Source organism: Sphingomonas sp. (genome assembly GCF_023266535.1).
GTDB lineage: Bacteria > Pseudomonadota > Alphaproteobacteria > Sphingomonadales > Sphingomonadaceae > Sphingomicrobium.
This window is the reverse complement of the sequence record NZ_JAHFPY010000003.1, coordinates 1-23,343: the sequence shown is the minus strand read 5'-3', so window position 1 is coordinate 23,343 and position 23,343 is coordinate 1. Positions and strand designations below refer to the sequence as shown.

Genomic DNA, 23,343 nt, shown 5'->3' with positions numbered 1-23,343 from the left:
GACCGAGCGCAGCGCCGCGATTGCTCGCAATCGCCAGCAGCGCGCAGAGATCACGAAAGCCGGACGGCCTGCGCGTAGCGACAGGACCGACGTCACGGATTTACTCCGTGACGGCCCTTGCGCACATTAGCTCAGCGCATTAGGTCGCGCCACGGCCTAGGGGTATAGCTCAGTTGGTAGAGCATCGGTCTCCAAAACCGAGGGTCGTGGGTTCGAGTCCCTCTGCCCCTGCCAAGCCTAAGGCGCCGAGCGCAGCGTAGCAGCGCGAAGAGCCGCCGAAGGCCGGCCGACGGGTCGCGTGAGCGAACCCGATCGACGTCGCGGGATTTACTCCCGTGACGGCCCGCGCTAAGTCCCGCCCGTTACGAGGTCCGGCGGGGTTGCCCGCGGACCTCGTTTTTCTATCCGTTTGAAGGCATCGAAACAGTGGCAAAGGTCAATCCAGGCGAATTCATCCGGCAGGTGCGCGCCGAAGGCAGCAAGGTCGTCTGGCCGTCGCTGAAGGAAACGCGCACCACCGCCATCATGGTGATGATCATGACCGCCATGCTCGCCATCTTCTTCTTCGGGGTCGATTCGGCTTTCAGCGCGATCGTCAAATCCCTCCTCGGCCTGCTCGGCTAGAGAATTTTCAAAGGCTAACCAATGTCCCGCTGGTACATCATCCACGCCTATTCCGGCTTCGAGAACAAGGTTCGCGACGCGATCATGTCCGAAGCCAAGCGCCTCGGCCTCGAAAGCTTGGTCGAGCAGGTCGAGGTCCCGACCGAGACCGTGACCGAGATCAAGCGCGGCAAGAAGGTCCAGGCCGAGCGCAAGTTCATGCCCGGCTATGTCCTCGCCAAGCTGGCATTGAACGACGACGTCTATCACCTGGTCAAGAACACCCCCAAGGTGACCGGCTTCCTCGGCCCGAACGGCAAGCCGCAGGCGATCCCCGACGCGCAAGCCCATCGCATGCTCGACACCAAGGAAGAGGCCGCCGCGCAGCCCAAGCACAAGGTCAAGGTCGATTATGAGATCGGCGACGCGGTCAAGGTGCTGGACGGCCCGTTCGCCAGCTTCAACGGCGTCGTCGAGGAGCTCGATTTCGACCGTGCCCGCGTCAAGGTCAGCGTCTCGATCTTCGGCCGCGCCACGCCGGTCGAGCTCGAGTTCGAGCAGGTCGAGCGGGTCAAATGACGACCCCTTAAGGTCGTCATCCCGGACTTGATCCGGGATCCAAGCAACCGAATTTCAAAGGGGTCGCCGAGAGGCGGCCCTTTTTCTTTGGCGTGCATTTGCCTAGCCTCCAGCAGATGGATGCAATTAAGGCTTGGCACCGCTTCGTCGAAACCCGGGACACTACGCTCTTGGTAGAGTTGCTGGCGCCTGACGTTACCTTCGAAAGCCCGGTCGTCCACACTCCTCAGCGCGGCCGCGAAATCACCATGGCCTATCTGCTTGGCGCGATGCAGGTGATCGGGAATGAACATTTCCGTTACACCGGCGAATGGCGCAACGCGTCGGGGGCGGTACTGGAGTTTGAGAGCGAGATCGACGGCATCAGGGTCAATGGCGTCGACATCATTCGCTGCACGCCTGGCGGACGGCAGATCGCCTATTTCAAGGTCATGGTCCGGCCGCTCAAGGCAATCGAAGTCGTTCACCGCCGCATGGGCGAACTGCTGCAACAAGCGAAGAGCTAGCCCCCCCGGCTCTACCTCCAAAAGTTGATTCCGCTTGCATTTGAAATGCCATTTAACTAACTGACCGGTCAGTTAGAAACGACTCGTGAAGCAACCCAAATTCCAGCGACGCGCCGAAGACCGCCCACGCGAGATTTGCGCGGCGGCGTTGGAGGTGTTTGCTGAAAAAGGCTTCGCGGCGGCCAAGCTGGACGACATCGCCCGGCGCGCCGGCGTGTCGAAGGGCACGCTCTACCTCTACTTCACGGATAAGGAGGAGCTGTTCCGCGCGGTCGTCAAGAACACCATCGCGCCGAACATCGACGCGGTCCGCGATGCAATCATGGCCGCCGACCTGCCCTTCGCCCAGCTCGCGCCGATGTTCCTCGCCCGCATGTCCGAAATGGCCACCCGCACGCCGCTCGGCCGCGTGGTCAAGATGGTCATCGGCGAGTCCGGCAATTTCCCCGAGCTGGCAAAGGTCTGGCACGACCAGATCGCGGTCAAGGCCTTCGCCATCATGACCGGGCTGATCGAGCGCGCCCAGCAGCGCGGCGAGGTCCGCCCGGGCAACCCGCGCTACCATGCCTTCAGCCTGATGGGGCCGATGCTGATGGGCCTGCTCTATCGCGAGGTGCTGCAGCCGGCCGGGGGCGAACCGCTCGATCTGCAGTTGCTGGCCCGCCAGCATGCCGAAACCGCGCTGGCCGGGCTGCTGCTGGAGAAGGCATCATGAGGCGCGCGCTCCTCCTCTCCCTGCTGCTCGCCGGCTGCACCACGGTCGGGCCGGACTACACGCAGCCCGAAACGCCGGTACCGGATCGCTACCTTGAGGCAGGCAACGCCGAGCAGGGCGATCTTGCCGCCTGGTGGCAGGGCTTCGGTGACACCCAGCTGACCGCGCTGGTCGAGCAGGCGCTTCGGCAAAATCTCGACATCGAAATGGCCGCGGCGCGGATTCGCGAGGCTCGGGCTGAGGAGGGCGTCGCTGGAGCGAGCTCATCTCCCCAACTTGGCGCCGAGACCTCCGTAACCCGCCAGCGGATCAGCGAGAACGCCATTCCCGTGACCCCGGGTTCCGGTACGGGTGGCGGCGGATCGATCGGCCTCCCCGGCACCGCATTCACCAGCTGGCGCGCCGGCTTCGATGCTAGCTGGGAACTCGACCTGTTCGGCCGCAACCGGCGCGAGCGCGAGGCTGCGGCGGCCCGCACCGGCGCTGCCATCTGGAACCGCCACGACGCCGAGGTCACGGTCGCGGCCGAGGTCGCCAGCGCCTATCTCCGCCTTCGCACGCTGCAGGGCCGCATCGCCAATGCCGAGGCCGAGCTGGCCCGCTTGGCTCGTTACGAACAGCTGGTCCGCGCCCAGGCCAAGGGCGGACTGGTCACCGGGCAAATCCTCGAGCAGCAGCAATCGGAACGCTTTGCCGCCGCGGCCGCGATTCCGGGGCTGCAAGCTGACGCCAAGGCCGAAATTCATGTGCTCGGCGTGCTCACCGGACAGCAGCCAGAAACCCTTGCCAATCAGTTGGCGGCACCGGGGACTTTGCCCCCAGCCCTCTCGGTGCCCCCCGGCCTGCCGTCGGACTTGCTCCGGCGGCGGCCGGACATTCGCTCCGCCGAGCGCGAGCTGGCGGCGGCCACCGCCGACATCGGTGTTGCGACCGCCGATCTTTACCCGCGCATCTCCCTGACCGCCGCCCCGGCACTGGTCAGCACGGCCCTCGGCTCGCTGCTCGAATGGGGCAGCCGCAGCTTCTCGATCGGCGCCGCGCTCGACTGGCCGATTTTCGACGGCGGCCGGCGCCGGGCCACTATCGAGGTCAAGAACGCCCGGCAGGAGCAGGCGATGATCGCCTACCGCAAGGCGATCCTCACCGCCCTCAAGGACGTCGAAGACGCGCTGGGCAACGTCGACGGCGGCCGGCGCAAGCTGGCCGAGCTGGAACAGGCGCGGGCCAATGCCGCTCGTGCCGAGGAGATTGCCGAGACACGTTACCACGGCGGGCTGGTGACGCTGGCCGACGTGCTGCAGGCGCAGGAGCGCCGCCTATCCTTGGAGGAACAGATGATCGAGACCCGCGGCGCCCTGGCGCGCGACACGGTGGCGCTGGTGAAAGCGCTTGGTGGCGGCTGGCCAGAAAGCAACTTGGCGGAGACGGGACAATGAACCGCGCGCGGCCGATCTTCATCCTCGCCTTGGCTTTCGGCGCGGCGGTGCTCGCATGGTATCTGATCAGCGGCCAGAAGCGCGAACGGACTCTCTCCGGCTATATCGAGGGCGAAAGCCTGTTCCTCGCCGCGCCGGTGGCGGGAACCGTCGCCACCCTCACCGCCGAGGAAGGTCAGCGGGTCGCGGCCGGAGCCACGCTGTTCACCATCGATCCGGCAACATTGTCGGCGCAGGGCGAGCAGGCCCGTGCCCAGGTGTCGGAAGCCCGCACCCAGATCGCGTCCGCCGCCGCGAACGCCGAGCAGGCCGAAGCCGAAGCGCGCGCTGCCGCCGCCGATGCCGACCGCGCCCGCCGCGACCTCAATCGCCTGCAGTCGGTCAAGCGCGACGAACCGGCCGCGGTCGCCAACAAGGATATCGACGCGGCCGAAGCGGCGCTCAAGGAAGCCAGCGCCCGGCTCAACGCCGCCCGCCAGACCGCCGCTGCGCGCTACGCCCAGATTGCCGCCGCCCGCGCCCAGGAGAGCAACGCCAGGGGCGGCGAGCGCGAAGTCGCGATCCGCGTCGGCCAGCTGGCCCCACCGGCCCCTTCCGCCGGCCGCGTCGAGGAGATCTTCTACCGGCCCGGCGAATGGGTCGCCGCCAACCAGGCGGTGGTCAGCCTGCTGCCCGACGAGCGGATCAAGGTCCGTTTCTACGTCCCCGAACATCAGGTCGCCCGCTACCGGCCCGGCAAGACGGTCCGCTTCTCCTGCGACAGCTGCGCCTCGGGCCTCACGGCCAGGATCAGCTATGTCAGCCCGCGCTCGGAATTCACTCCGCCGGTGATCTTCAGCCGCGACAGCCGCGACCGGCTGGTGTTCATGGTCGAGGCGCTGCCCGCCAAGCCCGCCAGCCTGATGCCGGGCCTTCCCGTGGACGTGGAGCCTTTGCCGTGAGTCTCGCGATTGACGTCGCGGGCCTTAACAAGCGCTTCGGCGACCGGCGCGTGGTCAAGGACGTCGCGCTGCAGATCGAGCAGGGTCATATCACCGGCTTCCTCGGCCCCAACGGGTCGGGCAAGACCACGTCCCTCCGCATGCTGTGCGGTCTGCTGACTCCCGACCCCGGAGCAAGCGGCCAGGTGCTGGGCCTCGACTTCCCGCGTGAGGCGGCGGCAATCAAGCGCCAGACCGGCTACATGACCCAGAAATTCTCGCTCTACGAGGATCTGACGATCGCGGAGAATCTGACCTTCGTCGCCCGCGTCTACAGCCTCGATCGGGTCGCACAGCGGGTCGATGAATCGCTCGAAAAACTCGGCCTCCAGCACCGCCGCAAGCAGCTCGCCGGCCAGCTCTCGGGCGGCTGGAAGCAGCGCATGGCGCTGGCCGCGGCGGTGATGCACGAACCCAAGCTGCTGCTGCTCGACGAGCCCACCGCCGGCGTCGACCCGCAGGCCCGCCGCGATTTCTGGGACCAGATCCACCGCTTCGCCGACGGCGGCATGACGGTGATGGTCTCGACCCACTATATGGACGAGGCCGAGCGCTGCCACGACATCGCCTACATCTTCAACGGCGACCTCATCGCTCGCGGCACCGGCGACGAACTGATCAAGCAGTCGGGTCTGATTACCTTCGAGGCAGAGGGCCCGCGCGCTGACAAACTAATGTCCGAGCTCGAACAGAAGCCGGGCGTCGATATGGTCGCCCCGTTCGGCCAGACGCTCCACGTCAGCGGCACCGATCGCCGCAAGCTCGAAGCCGCGATCCAGCCCTGGCGTCGCGATCCTTACGTGTGGCGCGAGGCTGAGCCGACCCTCGAAGACGTGTTCATCCACCTCATGCGACAGCAGGGTGCGCGGTCCGTGGACGAAGCGGCATGATGGGCATTTCGCTCTCGCGCATCCTGGCGGTGCTGCAGAAGGAGTTCACGCAGCTCCTCCGCGACCGGCTGACCTATGCGATGATGCTCGGCATTCCGGTCATCCAGCTGCTGCTGTTCGGCTATGCCATCAACAGCGATCCCAAGCAGCTGCCGACCGCGGTGCTGGTCCAGGACCAGGGCCAATTCTCGCGCTCGGTCCTGGGCGCCCTCAAACGCAGCGACTATTTCTCGATCGACTATGTCGCCCGCTCGCCGGCCGAAATGGATGCGCTGATCGAGCGCGGCCGGGTCCAGTTCGCCATCACCATTCCCGGCGATTTTACCCGCCGCGTCGTCCGCCACGAGAAGGCGCAAATCCTGGTCGAGGCCGATGCTTCGGACCCCGCCGCGACCGGCCCCGCCGTTGGCGCGTTGGCCAGCATCCCGGCCGAGGCGCTGAAGCATGATCTGAAGGGCGTTATCGCGCCTGCAAAACCCGCCGCCCAACCGTTCGAGGTGGTCGTCCAGCGTCGCTACAACCCCGAAGGCATCACCAGCTACAATATCGTCCCCGGCCTGCTCGGCATCGTCCTGTCGATGACCCTGGTGATGATGACCGCGCTCGGCGTCACCCGCGAATCCGAACGCGGCACGATGGAGACATTGCTCGCCACTCCGCTCCGCCCGATCGAGGTGATGATCGGCAAGCTAACTCCTTACGTCATGGTCGGGACGATCCAGGCGACCGTCATCATCACCGTCGCGCGCATCCTGTTCGGGGTACCGATGGCCGGCGGCTGGGCGGCGCTGATCCTTGGCCTGCTGTTGTTCATCATCGGCTCGCTGAGCCTCGGCTTCCTCATCTCGACCCTCGCCCGCAACCAGCTCCAGGCGATGCAGATGAGCTTCTTCTACATGCTGCCGTCGATCCTGCTGTCGGGCTTCCTGTTCCCGTTCCGCGGCATGCCCGACTGGGCGCAATGGATCGGCTCCGTCATCCCGGTCACGCACGTCCTGCGCGTTGTGCGCGGCGCGATGCTCAAGGGCGTCGGCATCGCCGAGGCCGCACCCAGCCTCCTCGCCCTGCTGCTGTTCGTCCTCGTCGTCGCGTCCGTGGCTGTTACCAAGTACCGCACCACTCTCGATTAGCGCCGGCACTTACTTCCCACCTTTCGTCATCCCGGACTTGATCCGGGATCCCGCTTTCATTCACCGGCAAAAACCGCACCTCCACCGGCAAGGCTCGCGACAGGCCGCCTGTTGGCCAGCATCGTCCCCCGCCTGATCTCTTCGAGAGGTGCCCCGACAATGCGACTGTCCAAGCTCCAGATTTCCGCGGCCGCGTTCGGCCTTGCGATTGCCTCCCAGGCCCATGCGCAAATGGGCGGCGGCATGGCGCCGGAATCCACCCCCGTCCAGGCCGACGCGACCGTGCCCTACCGGAACGGCGTGACCGCCCTGCAGGCGGGCGATTTCCCGACGGCGATCAAGGAATTGCGCAAGGCCTATGATGCCAATTCGATCGACGGCAACATCCCCTACGCGCTGGGCATGGCCTATGCCCTCAGCGGCCAGAAGCCCGAGGCCAAGAAGGCGTTCCAGGGCGCGGTTCGCTCCCAGAACGCGCCGATCCCGGCCTATCTCCAGCTAGGCCTGGTAGCGATCGAGCTGGGCGACAAGGACCTCGCCACCAAGCAATATGCCGCGCTGCAGAGGAAGCTCGCCAAGTGCGCCAGCAAATGCGGCGACGAGGACCGCACCGAGATCCAGTCGGCGATCGATGAGCTGGGCAAGAAGCTGAACCCATAAGCCGCCGAGCCGAAGCTGAATCTGCTGTCCTACAGCACCCAACCTATGCCACGCCTCTCAGCTCTGGCTCTGTCTCACCGTCCAGCTCAGTCACCCCAATCTCCAAACCCGCGCTAACTTCACAAAAATGGCGCCTGTCTCGATGAAAATAGTGAAGTTTAGGGCCCCCTCTCTCCAGTCGCCTGCCTTGCTTCCCCGCTGATTTCTGCTACAGGCGCCGCCTTCCAAGGCATTAGCACTGGATTGCGGGAGGTGCGCTTCGGCTCGCCGCTTGGACCGCTAAACTTGAACGGCTTGGGTGGGGTTCGCCCCGCCTGGCCACTACAGAGTGAGAAAAATGGCTAAGAAAATCACGGGCTATATCAAGCTCCAGGTGCCGGCTGGCATTGCCAACCCGTCACCGCCGATCGGCCCCGCCCTGGGCCAGCGCGGCGTCAACATCATGGAATTCTGCAAGGCGTTCAACGCCGCGACGCAGGACCTCGAAAAGGGCGCTCCGATCCCGACGGTGATCACCGTCTATGCGGACCGCAGCTTCTCCTTCACCACCAAGACGCCGCCGGCGAGCTTCCTGTTGAAGAAGGCCGCGAAGCTCAAGTCGGGCTCGAAGGAGCCGGGCAAGGTTTCGGCCGGGACCATCCGCCGCTCGCAGCTGGCCGAAGTCGCCACCGCGAAGATGAAGGACCTCAACGCGAACGACCTTGAGGCCGCGATCAAGATCATTGAAGGCTCCGCCCGCGCGATGGGCCTCCAGGTTGTGGAGGGCTAAGACATGGCGAAGCTGACCAAGAAGCAGAAGGCCGCCGACGGCAAGGTCAATCCGAACGCCCACTATAACGTGGACGAGGCGATCGGCCTGGTGAAGAGCCTGGCCTCCGCCAAGTTCGACGAGACCGTCGAAGTCGCCATCAACCTGGGCGTCGACCCGCGCCACGCCGACCAGATGGTCCGCGGCGTCGTCAACCTGCCCAAGGGCACCGGCAAGGACGTCCGCGTGGCGGTGTTCGCCAAGGGCGCCAAGGCCGAGGAAGCGACCAAGGCGGGCGCCGACAAGGTCGGTGCCGAGGACCTGATGGAAGAGATGCAGGCCGGCAAGCTCGACTATGACCGCGTCATCGCGACGCCGGACATGATGGGCGTCGTCGGCCGCCTCGGTAAGGTGCTGGGCCCCAAGGGCCTGATGCCGAACCCGAAGCTCGGCACCGTCACCATGGACGTCGCCAAGGCCGTCTCCGACGCCAAGTCGGGCCAGGTCGAGTTCCGCGTCGAGAAGGCGGGGATCATCCACGCCGGCATCGGCAAGGCGAGCTTCCCCGAAGCCGACCTCAAGGCCAATTTCGATGCGTTCGTCGACGCCATCGTCAAGGCCAAGCCGTCGGGCGCCAAGGGCAAGTACGTCAAGAAGATCGCCATCAGCTCGACCATGGGCCCGGGCGTTCGCCTCGACACGACCGAGGTTGCCGGCGCCTAGGCCGCAGCCTTAGCGCAAGAGTTTGGGGCTGGGGCGAAATCCCCGGCCCTTTTCTTATCCGAGATTAACGATAAGGTCCCCGCACTTGCTGCAGGGGGACGTAAATGGCTCATCTCAGCCAAAAGGAATATGAGGAAGCGCTGGGGCCATTGCTCCACGAGCTCAGCGACGCAGCGCGCTGGATCCAGGAAACCGGGCAGCGCCTGGTGGTCGTATTCGAAGGCCGTGACACGGCCGGCAAGGGCGGCTCGATCCATATGTTCGCGAGCATTCTCAATCCCCGGCAATGCCATGTCGTCGCGCTGCCTTCACCCTCCGAGAGGGAGAAGAGCCAATGGTATTTCCAACGCTACGTCGAGCATATGCCGGCCAGGGGAGAAATCAGCCTGTTCGACCGCAGCTGGTACAATCGGGCCGGGGTCGAAGCGGTGATGGGATTTTGTTCGTCGCAGCAGGTCACGGCTTTCTTGAAGGCCGTGCCGGACTTTGAAAAGCAGCTCGTCGACGATGGCATCTACCTGTTCAAATATTGGCTGTGCTGCGACCAGGAACGGCAGGAGGAGCGCTTTGCCGACCGGCTCAACAATCCGCTGCGCCGGTGGAAGCTGTCGCCGGTCGATATCAAGTCACGCGCGCTCTATGACGCCTATACCGAGGCCCGCGAGCGGATGCTGGCGGCGACGGATTCGCCGCATGCGCCCTGGACCCTGGTCGATTTCAACGACCAACGGCTTGGCCGCCTGACGTTGCTTCGCGACCTGCTAGACCGGCTGCCGGACACCAAATTGCCGGTGGAGAACATCCCCTGGCCCAAGCTTGGTCACGATCCGATCAAGGAGCGCTACGGGGTGATGAAGCCGCTTCCGTCCTACCGCTGGCATGACAGGGATGATTGACCTAAGCTAACCGAGTCTTGGTGGGGGGGGCATCTCATGCGGGCGACCAAATTACTTATCCAGCTGACCGTCTACTATGCGATCCTGTTCGGCGGCGCGTGGCTGGTCATCCATAACAATCCCGAGATGCAGTCCTACCTGCCGATCGGCGGGGCGGAAGCGCTGATCAATTCCGGCGGAGGCAAATCCAACGCCTTTGAGGCGGCTGCCAAGGTCGCGGAAGTCAAGACGCTGGGACAAAGCCTCGGCTGGATGTTCGTGGCCATCATCGGGGCGCTGATCACGTCGCTGCCGGTGACCTGGGTCTATATGGCGACACGTACCTCCGACGAATATGACCAGTCGATCATCAGCACGATCCTGATCCTGCCGTCGGTCGTGACCTCGATCGTGGTGGTCGTGCAGCACAGCCTGGCGCTGGCGTTTGCACTCGGCGGCATTGCCGGCGCGGTTCGCTTCAAGAACAGCCTCAAGAGCTCGGGCGACGCGCTCTACATCCTGCTCTCGGTCGGGATCGGCCTGGCGTCGGGCATCGGTGCGGTCGAGCTCGCACTCGTGATGAGCCTGGCCTTCAACTATTGTTTCGTGGCGCTGTGGACCACGGAATATGGCGAGCGTGAGGGAATGAAGCGCTACATGAGCGACTTCAATCCCGACCGCGGACCTGGCAGTGCGTCCGCCTCTGACGCTTCAACGCCGCCATCCGGTCCCGCTACTTAGTCTCGTCGGCACATTTCTTGAGGATTTTGGTCCTCACGGAATCGTCCGTGGCGATGACCTCATAGAAGCTTGATATATAGGCGAGCGCCTTGGCGCGAATACGGTCGGACATCCCTGGAATGGTGCCGTATAGCGCCTCGATCGCTGGCCGTTTGGCGCGAAACTCGGCGGCGGCCGCCAGCGTCTCCGCATTCAACCGGCAAAAGCCGTTGAAGTACCGATTTCGCACACTGTTAATCGGGAAGCCTTCGGGAGGAACGGCATAGGGAGCGTCGACCAACCCCGAATAGTCGAAGTCGTAGGGGACGGACGTTAAAGCGCTGACTCCCTTGGCGGCGATCAGGCGGCTGTTGTGGCAGCAGGGTTCCCCTTCCGGACCGGCCCGCATCGACCAGTCGAGGTTGCCGATCATAAATTCGAACAGGCCGACGCGGGCTGCCTGGCGCGGCTCGAGCTGAGACGGTTGGATCCGGGCGCCGAGCACAGGCCTGGTCATGCCGTTCCGGTGCGCAACATCGTCGATATCCTCAAGGAAGAAGCCCCACCGCGTCACGACGGCCTTACCGTTTGGCTCCTGATAATCGACGGTCGCCAGGCGCGCCCGAAAGCTGGTCTGGCTAAGCAGGTTGAAAATCCGGTAGGCGGAATATTCGAGCAATAGCTGCTGCTGATAATTTTCCGACGGCTGGCAATGGGTCACCAGCTTGAGGCGGCCCTGGTGGGCAAACAGTGATGTCGCCGCGGGCTTCTGCATGAATTCAACGCGGATAGGCGGAAAGCTGCAGACATCCCTCGTACGCCGCGTAATGCCCCGGGCTGACAGCTGGATCGGATAGACTTCCGGCGACCCAGCCAGGACCAGCTGCCCATCGCGTGGTTCGGTGGAATTCTCGGCATTGCGGGCAATGGCCCCTATCGGCCCGCGAATGGTCACGTGGATCGGGTCGTCGCTGGCGAACAAGGGTGTGGTCTGGGCGGCGGCCGGAGCCGCCAGCAATGCGGTTAGCGCAATCAGATGCTTCATCCCGTTACCCCCATGGCTTGGCGGGCGGCCGCGGCACTTCATGCGCCGTGACCTTGTCGCCGATGATCTCCAAATAGGTCAGCTTGCCGTTATAGGCCCGGCTGATGGCGCTATCGATCCGCCACAGCGTGCCCTTGTCGGCCGTTATGATGCCGGTCGTCGACGGCGTGTGCGCGACGACAATCCGCTGCACATGAAATGCCTCGAGAACCAGGGCGATCTCCTGTTCGATCGACAATGGCTGCCCGCTCGGACCGACCGGCGCGACCGTTGCCTCGTCACCGGGCTCGCGAGTCACCAGCCCGCGATACCAAAGCGGCCCGGCGGGATCGTTGATAATTGATGTGGGCGTCTGGTCCTGCGCCTTGAGCGCGCCGGCCACCCGTTGGTTGATCTGCTCGGGTGAAAACTGGGTGTAGGCGGCACTCATCCCGCCATGCACGAACAGGCTGTCGCCGACCTTCACGACCGCCGGATTGGCCATGACCCATTTGCCGACGTCACCGCTCGGGCTCCAGGCAAATTGATGTTCCAGCTTGCCGACCGGATACTCCTTCATCCAGGCATCGCGAATAGCATCGGTCTTCATCTGCGGGTAGCGCGCCTTGTAGGCGGTTTCGATGGCCGCCTTGTTCGCTTCATAAACGCGGTCGCGCCGGGCTTCGGAATCCTGATCGGCAAAGGCCCGATACTCGCCGGGATGAACGTAACGCAGGTCCCCGGTCATGTTCATCGCTTCATGGTTGCCGACCAGCGCGATGACCTTGCCGCCCCGCTTCGGCGCATCCTTCTGCAGCTTCATCAGCTGGCGGATGATCTTGAGGCTGTCCGGCCCGCGGTCTGCGACATCGCCCATCTGGACCAGCGTGACGGAGCCGCCGGACCAGCGCCCCCTGGCATCAACCACGCCTGCGGCACGCGCGATGGCTTCCCATGCGTCATAGTCGCCGTGAAGGTCGCCGACCGCGACAATGCGCGCCGGATCGGGCTTTGCCGGGGCCGCAGCGGGAAACAGGGCCGCAACAAGGACGAACAAGGGCCAGATCCAAAGCCTTGGCATCGGCACTCCCTGGCAGACAGGTGGCGAAGGGGCACTCGACGGCCCGATTTGTCAAGCGTCCGGCAATCTACCATTAATCTCGACTATGCGTTGGCAGAGGCCAAAGGAGCGAACCATGCGCACTGCCATTTTCCTGACCCTGCCGCTCGGCCTGCTGGCGGCCACCTCGGTTCCGGCCCAGACCCCCGCGACCGCGATCAATGTCCAGCTTTCCAATTATAAATTTGCCCCCAACTCGATCGTGCTGGATCACGGGCAGCCCTATGTGCTCAGGCTGACAAACGTTGCCGATGGCGGCCATGACTTTGTGGCGGAGTCATTCTTCGATGCCGCCAATGTCGAGTCGGCCGATCGCAAATCGATCATCGAGGGCGGGATCGAGGTCCCGGCCGGCAAGACGGTCGAGATCCATCTGACGGCACCGGCGGCCGGGAGCTACAAGCTCAAATGCTCCCATGCCTTCCACAAGATGTTCGGGATGAGCGGCACGATCGTCGTCCGCTAGCCCCATCGCCTTGACATTCCCCGACTAAACTGTAGAGGCCGCGCGGTCGCGTTCCTCAAGGGACAAGACGCTCGTCCGAGACAGTCGCTGCCCCCGCTTTCGCGAGGGCTTAATTTGCGGCCTAGACGGGGATAAGGAATTCAAGAACGGGTCGCCTTGTCGTCCCGGTCGTGCGTCGGCCTAACCGACGCCTCTCGATCCATCCCCCGGACATCTCGGAGACACGGATTTTTCCGTGGCTCCAACCCTTTGCCGGATGGTCCGGCCAGGGGAATGACTAGGAGTATGGCATGGATCGTTCGCAAAAAGCCGATCTGGTTGCCGAGCTGAAGAACGTCTTCAACGAGACCAGCGTGGTGGTGATCACCCGCAATCTCGGCCTGTCGGTCGCCCAGTCGACCGACTTGCGCATGAAGATGCGCGATGCCGGTGCCCAGTTCAAAGTTGCGAAGAACCGGCTTGCCAAGATCGCGCTCGAGGGCACCAGGTACGGATCGATCGGCGACATGCTGACCGGCCCGACCGCTCTGGCTACCTCGATCGATCCCGTCGCGGCGGCAAAGGTCGCAGTGGAGTTCGCCAAGTCCAATGATCGGCTTGAGATCGTTGGCGGCGCGATGGGCGAAACGCTGCTCGATTTGAACGGGATCAAGGCGCTTGCCGCGCTTCCGTCGCTCGACCAGCTGCGCGGCACTATCGTGGGCCTCATCCAGGCGCCCGCGACCAAGATTGCCCGCATCGCCAAGGAGCCGGGTGGCCAGCTGGCGCGCGTTCTCGCCGCCAAGGCCGCAGCTTAAGTTTTTCGTTTCAAACCACGCACGACATTTGGGGCTTGTGCCCCACTAGGAGACTAAAATGGCTGACCTGAACAAAATCGTCGACGAACTGTCGGCTCTGACCGTCCTCGAAGCTGCTGAGCTTTCGAAACTGCTCGAAGAAAAGTGGGGCGTTTCGGCCGCCGCTGCCGTCGCCGTCGCTGGCCCGGCCGCTGGTGCCGCCGCCGCTGGCCCGGCTGCTGAAGAGCAGACCGAGTTCGACGTGATCCTCACCGGCGACGGTGGCAAGAAGATCAACGTCATCAAGGAAGTCCGCGCCATCACCGGCCTGGGCCTGGGCGAAGCCAAGGCGCTCGTCGAAGGCGCCCCGAAGGCCGTCAAGGAAGGCGTCAACAAGGACGAGGCCGAGAAGATCAAGAAGCAGATCGAGGAAGCCGGCGGCACCGTCGAGCTCAAGTAACCGAGCAACCCGCCAGGGCTGCGTAGAGTTATCCCGGCGCAGGCCGGGATCTAGATCTGAGCGTTTTGCCGGTGTCTTGAAGCGCCGGTGGAGGGGAAGGGCGGCCTCGCAAGGGGTCGCCCTTTTTCTATTCGCGCCTAAGCGCTTGATTATGGTGGCCGATGGCGGGATGACACCGCCATGCAGATGACCCGCCCGTTCTTGAAGCTCCCGATCCGTTTTGACGCGGAAGCGCTGGCAGCCGAGGTGCGAGCACTGCCGCAATCGGCCTGGGTCCCGCATCCGACCGGGTTCGTCGGCAATGAGGCGGTGCGGCTCGTAACTCCTGGCGGCCAGCCGACCGACGAGATCGAGGGTCCGATGGGACCGACCGAAAATCTCGCCGCCTGCCCGTACATCAGCGAAATCATGGCCGAATTGGGCGCGGTCTGGGGCCGCAGCCGCCTGATGGGGCTGGCCGCCGGCCGCGAAGTGCCGCTGCACGTCGACACCCATTATTACTGGCGCACCCACCTTCGCATCCACATCCCGGTAATTACCAATCCAGGCGTGCGATTCACCTGCGGCGAGGAAACCGTCCATATGGCGGCCGGTGAATGCTGGCTGTTCGACAGTTTTCAATGGCACCGGGTCGAGAACCAGGGCGATGCCCAGCGCATCCATTTGGTGATCGATACCGTCGGCGGCGGGCGGTTGCCCGCGCTCATGGCGGCGGCGGAAGACGGAGCCCAGGAGGCACGGCTGGTTCGTCCCGGTGAGGGCCGCGGCACTTCGCTGCTGTTCGAACAGGTCAATGCGCCCAAGGTGATGTCGCCGTGGGAGATGCGCTGCCATCTCGCCTTTCTCGTCGGGCAAGTGAACCAGGATCCGCTGCTTCCCTCGGTGCTTGGTCGCGTTGAACAGTTTATCGATACCTGGGCGGCCGCATGGGCGCATTTCGGCACGGACGATGCGGGCTTTCCAGCCTATGCCCATTTGATTCAGCAGACGCGCGTCGATCTCGCCAAGCTGGGCGGCGACCAAATCACGCTCAGCAACCGCTGGCCGCTCTATCACATGTTCGACCAGCTAATCTTCCAGATGGCATTGCCGCGGCCCACCCAGCAAACGCTCCACGCCGGATCGCTGGCCACTGCGCAGCAGCGTGCGGCCCAGGCCGTCTCAACCGCGACCGGCTAAGCGCTAGTCGAACAGCGACAGGTCGAGCGTCTCGCTCGGCCCGAACCAGACGACATTATGGCTGTGGTCGCGCTTGTGGTCGTCGGTCGACGCATGGGCGAAAATGATGAGACCCGCCCGATTGACCGCCAGCCAGGTTGCGACTTCGCCGAACTGCCCGGTCGGCACGGTCATCTGGACACTGCCGCGCGGATGCGGACCGACCGGCCGCTGATGGAAATGCCCAACCGCAATCCCAAACCTTTTTTGGGTCGCCGCGGCCAGGGCCTGCGCCTGGTCAAGCTGTTCGGGATCGAAATAGATATGGGCGTGAAAATCGCGGATTTGAGGCTCGGACATAATGGCTCCTACCCCGGCTAGTTCGGAATGGGCGTCGCAATTTCAAGCCATTGGGGATTTTTCGCCGCGTTGCGACTGGCACCGCGCCGGCCCTCTTGCAACGGCGTTGAAAAGCTTTATATCGGCCCTATCCAACAAATATCGGCTCCGCCGCACGGTAGCGTGCGCCCGGGGCTTTTCCTGTCCTCACCGGGACACGGACCGATCCAGCGCAACGGTCCGAACGTATGGTGAGGAAATCACGGGAGCCGCGCCGGACTTGATCAAGGGCCGCGTGCCTCGACGCGCGCCCGGAGCGCAGGGAATAAGATGGCGACCAAGCAAAAAGACGTGCCGACCATGGCCCGCAACACCAATTCGCGCCGCATCCGCAAGATTTTCGGAAACATCCACGAAATCAGCGATATGCCGAACCTGATCGAGGTTCAGCGCGAGTCCTACGAACAATTCCTCCGTTCCGATCCATCGGTCGGCTATGTTTCCGGCCTCGAAAAGACCCTGCGTTCGGTCTTCCCGATCCAGGATTTCGCCGGCACCGCCCACCTCGACTTCGACCGCTATGAGCTTGAAGAGCCCAAGTTCGACACCGACGAGTGCCGCCAACGCGGCCTGACTTTTGCCGCGCCGATGCGCGTCACGCTGCGCCTGACTTCCTTTGAGATCGACCCCGACACCGAGGCCAAGTCGGTGATCGATATCAAGGAGCAGGACGTTTACATGGGCGACATGCCGCTCATGACCGGGAACGGCACCTTCATCATCAACGGCACCGAACGCGTCATCGTCTCGCAGATGCACCGTTCGCCGGGCGTGCTGTTCGACCATGACCGCGGCAAGACCCACGCCAGCGGCAAATATCTCTTTGCTGCCCGCGTCATTCCATATCGCGGCAGCTGGCTCGACTTCGAGTTCGACGCCAAGGACATCGTCAACGTCCGTATCGACCGCAAGCGCAAGCTGCCGGTGACCGCGCTGCTGCACGCGCTCGGCCTGTCGAGCGAGGAAATCCTCAACACCTTTTACAACCGCCTGACCTATGTCCGCGGCAAGAACGGTTGGCAGGTCCCCTATGCCGCCGACGCATGGCGCGGCCTCAAGCCGACCCATGACGTGGTCGACGCCGCGACCGGTGAGGTTGTGTTCAAGGCGCATGAGAAGATCACGCCGCGCAAGGCGAATGCCGCCGCGAAGGACGGTCTCAAGAACCTGATCATCCCGACCGAGGAAATCTTCGGCCGCTTCTCGGCGTTCGACCTGATCAACGAGAAGACCGGCGAGATTTACATCGAGGCCGGTGACGAGGTTACCGCCGAGAATCTGGAGAAGCTCGACAAGGCCGGTGTCGACCGGCTCGAGCTGCTCGATATCGACTACATCAACACCGGTCCGTGGATCCGCAACACGCTGAAGGCCGACAAGTCGGAAGACGGCGATAGCGCCCTGGCCGACATTTACCGCGTCATGCGCCCTGGCGAGCCGCCGACCCGCGAGACCGCGGACGCGCTGTTCTACGGCCTGTTCTTCGATCCGGAGCGCTACGACCTGTCGGCGGTCGGCCGCGTCAAGCTCAACATGCGCCTTGGCCTCGACGCCGAGGACACCGTCACCACGCTGCGCCGCGAGGACATCCTGGCGGTCGTCCAGGAGCTGGTGAACCTGAAGGACGGCAAGGGCGAAATCGACGACATCGACAACCTCGCCAACCGCCGCGTCCGTTCGGTCGGCGAGCTGCTCGAAAACCAGTACCGCGTCGGCCTGCTGCGCATGGAGCGCGCGGTGAAGGAGCGAATGAGCTCGGTCGACGTGTCGACGGTGATGCCGAACGACCTGATCAATGCCAAGCCCGCAGTCGCCGCAGTGCGCGAGTTCTTCGGTTCGTCGCAGCTGTCGCAGTTCATGGACCAGACCAACCCGCTGTCGGAAGTCACCCACAAGCGCCGCGTGTCGGCGCTTGGACCGGGCGGCCTGACCCGCGAGCGCGCCGGTTTCGAAGTCCGCGACGTCCACCCGACCCATTATGGTCGCATCTGCCCGATCGAGACCCCGGAAGGCCCGAACATCGGCCTGATCAACTCGCTCGCCAGCTTCAGCCGGGTCAATAAATATGGCTTCATCGAGACGCCGTACCGCAAGGTGACCGACGGCAAGGTGACCAACGAGGTCGTCTACCTGTCGGCGATGGAAGAGGCCAAGCACACCATTGCGCAGGCCAACGCCGAGCTCGACCCGAAGAAGGGCGGCTTCGTCGAGGAAATCGTCTCGAGCCGCCGCAACGGCGACTTCCTGATGGCACAGCGCGACAGCATCACCCTGATGGACGTCAGCCCCAAGCAGCTGGTGTCGGTTGCCGCCTCGCTCATTCCCTTCCTGGAGAATGACGACGCCAACCGCGCGCTGATGGGCTCGAACATGCAGCGCCAGGCTGTGCCGCTCCTCCAGGCCGATGCGCCGCTGGTCGGCACCGGCATGGAAGAGACGGTTGCGCGCGATTCCGGCGCAGCCATCGCCGCCCGCCGCACCGGCATCGTCGACCAGGTCGACGCGACCCGCATCGTCGTGCGCGTCACCAGCGACCTCCGCGCCGGTGAATCGGGTGTCGACATCTACACGCTGATGAAGTTCCAGCGCTCGAACCAGAACACCTGCATCAACCAGCGCCCGCTGGTGAAGGTCGGTGACACGGTCGAGGCCGGCGAGATCATCGCCGACGGCCCGTCGACCCAGTTCGGCGAGCTGGCGCTGGGCCGTAACGTGCTTGTCGCGTTCATGCCGTGGAACGGCTACAACTATGAGGACTCGATCCTCATATCCGAACGCATCGTGAAGGACGACGTCTTCACCTCGATCCACATCGAGGAATTCGAGGTGATGGCCCGCGACACCAAGCTCGGGCCGGAAGACATCACCCGCGACATCCCGAATGTCGGCGAGGAAGCGCTGCGCAACCTCGACGAGGCAGGCATTGTCTACATCGGCGCCGAAGTCGAGCCGGGCGACATCCTGTGCGGCAAGATCACGCCGAAGGGTGAAAGCCCGATGACTCCGGAAGAAAAGCTGCTTCGCGCCATCTTCGGCGAAAAGGCTTCCGATGTCCGCGATACCTCGCTGCGGCTCCCGCCGGGCGTGTCGGGCACCGTCGTCGAGGTGCGCGTGTTTAACCGCCACGGCATCGACATCGACGACCGTACCCGCGCCATCCAGAGCGAGGAGAAGGAGCGGCTGAAGAAGGACGCCGACGACGAAAAGGCGATCCTCAACCGCGCAACCTTCGCCCGCTTGTCGGAAATGCTTCTGAAGCAGACCGCGACCGCGGCGCCGAAGAGCATCAAAAAGGGCTCGACCATCGACGCGGCTGCGCTGGACGCGACCGAGAAGCACGACTGGTGGAAAATTGCCGTCAAGGACGACAAGCGCCAGGCCGATCTCGAGGCGCTGAAGGCGCAGTATGATGAGGCCGTCGGCGTCATCAACCGCAAGTTCGAGGACCGCGTCCAGAAGGTCGAGGCCGGCGACGAGCTCGCCCCGGGCGTGCTCAAGATGGTCAAGGTGTTCGTCGCGGTGAAGCGCAAGCTTCAGCCGGGCGACAAGATGGCCGGCCGTCACGGCAACAAGGGCGTCATCAGCCGCATCCTGCCGCAGGAAGACATGCCCTTCCTGGAAGACGGGACTCCGGTCGACATCGTACTCAATCCGCTGGGCGTGCCGAGCCGCATGAACGTCGGTCAGATCTTCGAGACTCACCTTGGCTGGGCCGCACGCGGCCTCGGCAAACAGATTCAGGAGATGCTGGAAGGCATTCATGCTCGCGGTGCCGATTTCGCCGGCAAGGAAGCCAAGGACGTCCGGGCCAAGCTCAAGGACATCTATGGCGCCGCCTATGCCAAGGATATCGACGCGCGCAGCGACGAGCAGCTGTTCGAGCTCGCCTCGAACCTGGTCGGCGGCGTGCCGATGGGCACCCCGGTGTTCGACGGCGCCCGCGAAGCGGACGTGTCGGCGATGCTGGACAAGGCCGGGCTCGACAGGTCGGGCCAGGTAACCCTGTTCGACGGACGCACCGGCGATGCCTTCGACCGCAAGGTGACCGTGGGCTACATCTACATGCTGAAGCTCCACCATTTGGTCGACGACAAGATCCACGCCCGCTCGATCGGACCGTACAGCCTGGTCACCCAGCAGCCGCTGGGCGGCAAGGCGCAGTTCGGCGGACAGCGGTTCGGCGAAATGGAGGTGTGGGCGCTGCAGGCTTATGGCGCTGCCTACACGCTTCAGGAAATGCTGACCGTGAAGTCGGACGACGTGATCGGCCGCACCAAGGTCTACGAAGCGATCGTCAAGGGCGACGACACGTTCGAAGCCGGCATCCCCGAAAGCTTCAACGTGCTGGTCAAGGAAATGCGCTCTCTGGGCCTCAACGTCGAACTGGATTCGATCGTTGACGAGGACGAAGAGCCGACCGCCATCGCCGCCGAGTAACTGAAATTCCCTCGCCCCTCCCGACCGCGGGAGGGGAATGGAGAAAGATGAATATGAACGAGCTGACCAACTTCGCGAACCCGGTGGCCAAGCCGGAGACCTTCGACCAGATCAAGATCGGCATCGCGTCGCCCGACAAGATCCGTTCCTGGTCGTTTGGCGAGATCAAGAAGCCCGAAACGATCAACTACCGCACGTTCAAGCCCGAGCGTGATGGCCTGTTCTGCGCGCGCATCTTCGGTCCGATCAAGGACTATGAGTGTCTGTGCGGCAAGTACAAGCGGATGAAGTACAAGGGCATCGTCTGCGAAAAGTGCGGCGTCGAGGTGACCGTTTCCAAGGTTCGCCGCGAGCGCATGGGCCATATCGAGCTGGCTGCTCCGGTCGCCCACATCTGGTTCCTGAAGTCGCTGCCGAGCCGCATCGGCCTGCTGCTCGACATGCAGCTGAAGCAGCTTGAACGGATCCTCTATTTCGAGAGCTATGTGGTGGTTGAGCCGGGCCTGACCGCGCTCGAAAAGTACCAGTTGCTGAGCGAAGACGAATTGCTCGCTGCGCAGGACGAATATGGCGAGGACGCCTTCTCGGCCGGGATCGGCGCCGAGGCCGTCAAGCTCATGTTGATGGACCTCGACCTGGTCGGCGAGCGCGAGGAGCTGCTGAAGGAGCTAAGCGAGACCAAGTCGGAGCTGAAGCCCAAGAAGATCATCAAGCGGCTGAAGGTCGTCGAGAGCTTCATCGATTCCGGCAACCGCCCGGAATGGATGATCCTCGAAGTCATTCCGGTCATTCCGCCCGAACTGCGCCCATTGGTGCCGCTCGACGGCGGCCGGTTCGCGACGTCGGACCTCAACGACCTCTATCGCCGCGTCATCAACCGCAACAACCGCTTGAAGCGGCTGATGGAGCTGCGCGCGCCGGACATCATCGTCCGCAACGAAAAGCGCATGCTTCAGGAAGCGGTCGACGCTTTGTTCGACAACGGCCGCCGCGGCCGCACCATCACCGGCGCCAACAAGCGTCCGCTGAAGTCGCTTTCCGACATGCTCAAGGGCAAGCAGGGCCGCTTCCGCCAGAACTTGCTCGGCAAGCGCGTCGACTATTCGGGCCGTTCGGTGATCGTCACCGGTCCGGAACTCAAGCTCCACCAGTGCGGCCTGCCGAAGAAGATGGCGCTCGAGCTGTTCAAGCCGTTCATCTACTCACGCCTCGACGCCAAGGGTCTCTCGATGACCCTCAAGCAAGCCAAGAAGTGGGTCGAAAAGGAGCGCAAGGAAGTCTGGGACATCCTCGACGAGGTGATCCGCGAACATCCGGTGCTGCTGAACCGCGCGCCGACGCTCCACCGTCTCGGCATCCAGGCGTTCGAGCCGGTGCTGATCGAGGGTAAGGCGATCCAGCTTCACCCGCTGGTCTGCTCGGCGTTCAACGCCGACTTCGACGGTGACCAGATGGCCGTGCACGTCCCGCTGAGCCTCGAAGCCCAGCTGGAAGCGCGCGTCCTGATGATGTCGACCAACAACATCCTGTCGCCCGCCAACGGCAAGCCGATCATCGTTCCGTCGCAGGACATGGTGCTCGGCCTTTACTATCTGTCGATGCTGAAGGAAGGCGAGCCCGGCGAGGGCATGCTGCTGGCCGACATGACCGAGGTTCACCAGGCGCTCGCTGCCGGTGCGGTCACGCTGCATTCGAAGATCATCAGCCGCGTTCCGCAAACGAACGAGGCCGGCGAAGAGGAGATGAAGCGCTTCGAGACGACCCCGGGCCGTATGCTGCTCGGCGAGACTCTGCCGAAGAGCCACAAGGTGCCGTTCGAGACGGTCAACCGACTTCTCACCAAGAAGGAAATCGGCGACGTCATCGACACCGTTTATCGCCACACCGGCCAGAAGGAGACGGTGCTGTTCGCCGACGCCATCATGGGTCTCGGCTTCCGCCACGCGTTCAAGGCCGGCATTTCGTTCGGCAAGGACGACATGGTGATCCCCGACACCAAGGTTGGGCTGGTCGACGAGACCCGCGCGCTGGTGAAGGACTATGAGCAGCAGTATCAGGACGGTCTCATCACCCAGCAGGAAAAGTACAACAAGGTGATCGACGCCTGGTCGCGTTGCGGCGACAAGGTCGCGAGCGAGATGATGAAGGAAATCTCGTCGGTGAAGAAGGGTGACGACGGCCGCGAGCTGCCGATCAACTCGATCTACATGATGGCCCATTCGGGCGCGCGTGGTTCGCAGGCCCAGATCAAGCAGCTGGCTGGCATGCGCGGCCTGATGGCCAAGCCGTCGGGCGAGATCATCGAAACCCCGATCATCTCGAACTTCAAGGAAGGCCTGACCGTCCTTGAGTATTTCAACTCGACCCACGGCGCCCGCAAGGGCCTGGCCGACACGGCGCTCAAGACGGCGAACTCGGGTTACCTGACCCGCCGCCTGGTCGACGTGTCGCAGGACGCGGTGATCATCGAGGAGGATTGCGGTACCGACCGTGCGTTGGAGATGCGCGCCATCATTCAGGGCGGCGCCGTCATCGCCTCGCTGGCCGACCGCGTGCTCGGCCGCACCACGGCCGAGGACATCATCGATCCGAAGACCAACGAGACCCTCATTCCCGAGGGTGCGCTGCTCGACGAGGCGATGGTCGCCCAACTCGAGGAAATCGGCCTGCAGGGCATCAAGATCCGCTCGCCGCTGATCTGCGCCTCCAAGCAGGGCGTCTGCGCCAAGTGCTACGGGCGTGACCTTGCCCGCGGTACGCCGGTCAACATCGGCGAAGCGGTCGGCGTCATCGCCGCCCAGTCGATCGGCGAGCCGGGCACCCAGCTGACGATGCGGACCTTCCACATCGGGGGCGCGGCCCAGCTCAACGAAGTGTCGAACCTCGAGGCGCCGGTCGACGGCACCATCGAGCTGCGCGACATGCCGACGATCACCGA

At 63.9% G+C, this 23,343-nt stretch carries 22 protein-coding genes and 1 tRNA gene; 20 read left to right on the top strand and 3 right to left on the bottom strand.

Translation table 11 applies throughout. The annotated features are described in order from the left end of the window. Positions 1–158: 158 nt before the first annotated feature. The 14 genes from Q0C64_RS00565 to Q0C64_RS00500 all read left to right on the top strand — a co-directional run bounded on the left by Q0C64_RS00565 (position 159) and on the right by Q0C64_RS00500 (position 10,586). Positions 159–234, top strand: a tRNA-Trp gene (locus Q0C64_RS00565). Between the two features lie 192 nt (positions 235–426). Then, on the top strand, positions 427–624 hold the full coding sequence (gene secE / locus Q0C64_RS00560; RefSeq protein WP_294120093.1) for a preprotein translocase subunit SecE: 198 nt from the start codon (positions 427–429) through the stop codon (positions 622–624). Positions 625–645: 21 nt separating this feature from the next. Continuing rightward, positions 646–1,182 carry a transcription termination/antitermination protein NusG gene (gene nusG / locus Q0C64_RS00555; protein ID WP_294120092.1) on the top strand — a complete coding sequence of 179 codons (537 nt, stop codon included), beginning with the start codon at positions 646–648 and terminating at the stop codon, positions 1,180–1,182. A gap of 116 nt (positions 1,183–1,298) precedes the next feature. Then, positions 1,299–1,688: a nuclear transport factor 2 family protein gene (locus Q0C64_RS00550; RefSeq protein ID WP_294120090.1), complete on the top strand. Its 390-nt coding sequence runs from the start codon at positions 1,299–1,301 to the stop codon at positions 1,686–1,688. Between the two features lie 85 nt (positions 1,689–1,773). Continuing rightward, on the top strand, positions 1,774–2,403 hold the full coding sequence (locus Q0C64_RS00545) for a TetR/AcrR family transcriptional regulator (protein ID WP_294120089.1): 630 nt from the start codon (positions 1,774–1,776) through the stop codon (positions 2,401–2,403). Beyond that, positions 2,400–3,839, top strand: coding sequence for an efflux transporter outer membrane subunit (locus Q0C64_RS00540; protein ID WP_294120087.1), 1,440 nt, complete (start codon positions 2,400–2,402; stop codon positions 3,837–3,839). The genes Q0C64_RS00545 and Q0C64_RS00540 overlap by 4 nt, the downstream gene beginning before the upstream one ends. Further along, positions 3,836–4,780 carry an HlyD family efflux transporter periplasmic adaptor subunit gene (locus Q0C64_RS00535; protein WP_294120086.1) on the top strand — a complete coding sequence of 315 codons (945 nt, stop codon included), beginning with the start codon at positions 3,836–3,838 and terminating at the stop codon, positions 4,778–4,780. The genes Q0C64_RS00540 and Q0C64_RS00535 overlap by 4 nt, the downstream gene beginning before the upstream one ends. Then, the gene (locus tag Q0C64_RS00530; protein WP_294120084.1) at positions 4,777–5,709 is read left to right on the top strand and encodes an ABC transporter ATP-binding protein; all 933 of its coding nucleotides are present in this window, start codon (positions 4,777–4,779) and stop codon (positions 5,707–5,709) included. The genes Q0C64_RS00535 and Q0C64_RS00530 overlap by 4 nt, the downstream gene beginning before the upstream one ends. Beyond that, positions 5,706–6,839: an ABC transporter permease gene (locus Q0C64_RS00525; protein ID WP_294120083.1), complete on the top strand. Its 1,134-nt coding sequence runs from the start codon at positions 5,706–5,708 to the stop codon at positions 6,837–6,839. Before Q0C64_RS00530 ends, Q0C64_RS00525 begins: the two co-directional genes overlap by 4 nt. Before the next feature lie 159 nt (positions 6,840–6,998). Next, on the top strand, positions 6,999–7,499 hold the full coding sequence (locus tag Q0C64_RS00520; RefSeq protein ID WP_294120080.1) for a tetratricopeptide repeat protein: 501 nt from the start codon (positions 6,999–7,001) through the stop codon (positions 7,497–7,499). A 337-nt stretch (positions 7,500–7,836) separates the two neighbouring features. Beyond that, positions 7,837–8,268 (top strand): 50S ribosomal protein L11, encoded by a 432-nt coding sequence (gene rplK, locus Q0C64_RS00515; protein WP_294120078.1) that lies wholly within the window; start codon positions 7,837–7,839, stop codon positions 8,266–8,268. Positions 8,269–8,271: 3 nt separating this feature from the next. Continuing rightward, complete coding sequence (gene rplA / locus Q0C64_RS00510) at positions 8,272–8,970, top strand: 50S ribosomal protein L1 (RefSeq protein WP_294120076.1); 699 nt, start codon at positions 8,272–8,274, stop codon at positions 8,968–8,970. Positions 8,971–9,074: 104 nt separating this feature from the next. Next, complete coding sequence (gene ppk2 / locus Q0C64_RS00505) at positions 9,075–9,866, top strand: polyphosphate kinase 2 (protein ID WP_294120074.1); 792 nt, start codon at positions 9,075–9,077, stop codon at positions 9,864–9,866. Between the two features lie 36 nt (positions 9,867–9,902). Next, on the top strand, positions 9,903–10,586 hold the full coding sequence (locus tag Q0C64_RS00500) for a hypothetical protein (RefSeq protein WP_294120072.1): 684 nt from the start codon (positions 9,903–9,905) through the stop codon (positions 10,584–10,586). Here Q0C64_RS00500 and Q0C64_RS00495 read toward each other — a convergent pair. Both Q0C64_RS00495 and Q0C64_RS00490 read right to left on the bottom strand, forming a co-directional pair. Continuing rightward, entirely contained in the window at positions 10,579–11,610 is a 1,032-nt protein-coding gene (locus Q0C64_RS00495; protein WP_294120071.1) for a hypothetical protein, read from the bottom strand. The genes Q0C64_RS00500 and Q0C64_RS00495 overlap by 8 nt on opposite strands. Positions 11,611–11,614: 4 nt before the next feature. Next, complete coding sequence (locus Q0C64_RS00490) at positions 11,615–12,670, bottom strand: metallophosphoesterase (protein WP_294120069.1); 1,056 nt, start codon at positions 12,668–12,670, stop codon at positions 11,615–11,617. Between the two features lie 115 nt (positions 12,671–12,785). On the opposite strand from Q0C64_RS00490, the gene Q0C64_RS00485 reads away from it, so the two are divergent. The 4 genes from Q0C64_RS00485 to Q0C64_RS00470 all read left to right on the top strand — a co-directional run bounded on the left by Q0C64_RS00485 (position 12,786) and on the right by Q0C64_RS00470 (position 15,590). Continuing rightward, positions 12,786–13,175, top strand: a complete 390-nt coding sequence (locus tag Q0C64_RS00485; protein WP_294120067.1) for a cupredoxin domain-containing protein — start codon at positions 12,786–12,788, stop codon at positions 13,173–13,175. 290 nt (positions 13,176–13,465) lie between these two features. Continuing rightward, positions 13,466–13,972, top strand: coding sequence for a 50S ribosomal protein L10 (rplJ, locus tag Q0C64_RS00480; RefSeq protein WP_294120065.1), 507 nt, complete (start codon positions 13,466–13,468; stop codon positions 13,970–13,972). Positions 13,973–14,030: 58 nt separating this feature from the next. Continuing rightward, on the top strand, positions 14,031–14,411 hold the full coding sequence (rplL, locus tag Q0C64_RS00475; RefSeq protein WP_294120063.1) for a 50S ribosomal protein L7/L12: 381 nt from the start codon (positions 14,031–14,033) through the stop codon (positions 14,409–14,411). 180 nt (positions 14,412–14,591) lie between these two features. Then, positions 14,592–15,590, top strand: coding sequence for an aspartyl/asparaginyl beta-hydroxylase domain-containing protein (locus Q0C64_RS00470; protein ID WP_294120061.1), 999 nt, complete (start codon positions 14,592–14,594; stop codon positions 15,588–15,590). Positions 15,591–15,593: 3 nt separating this feature from the next. Here Q0C64_RS00470 and Q0C64_RS00465 read toward each other — a convergent pair whose 3' ends face one another. Continuing rightward, positions 15,594–15,929: a DOPA 4,5-dioxygenase family protein gene (locus Q0C64_RS00465; protein ID WP_294120059.1), complete on the bottom strand. Its 336-nt coding sequence runs from the start codon at positions 15,927–15,929 to the stop codon at positions 15,594–15,596. Positions 15,930–16,238: 309 nt separating this feature from the next. Between Q0C64_RS00465 and rpoB the strand changes: the two genes are divergently transcribed. Together rpoB and rpoC are read left to right on the top strand one after the other, a co-directional pair. Beyond that, positions 16,239–20,405, top strand: a complete 4,167-nt coding sequence (gene rpoB / locus Q0C64_RS00460) for a DNA-directed RNA polymerase subunit beta (RefSeq protein WP_294120057.1) — start codon at positions 16,239–16,241, stop codon at positions 20,403–20,405. Positions 20,406–20,458: 53 nt separating this feature from the next. Continuing rightward, positions 20,459–23,343: DNA-directed RNA polymerase subunit beta' (gene rpoC / locus Q0C64_RS00455; protein WP_294120055.1), on the top strand; the 2,885-nt coding region annotated here is incomplete at its 3' end.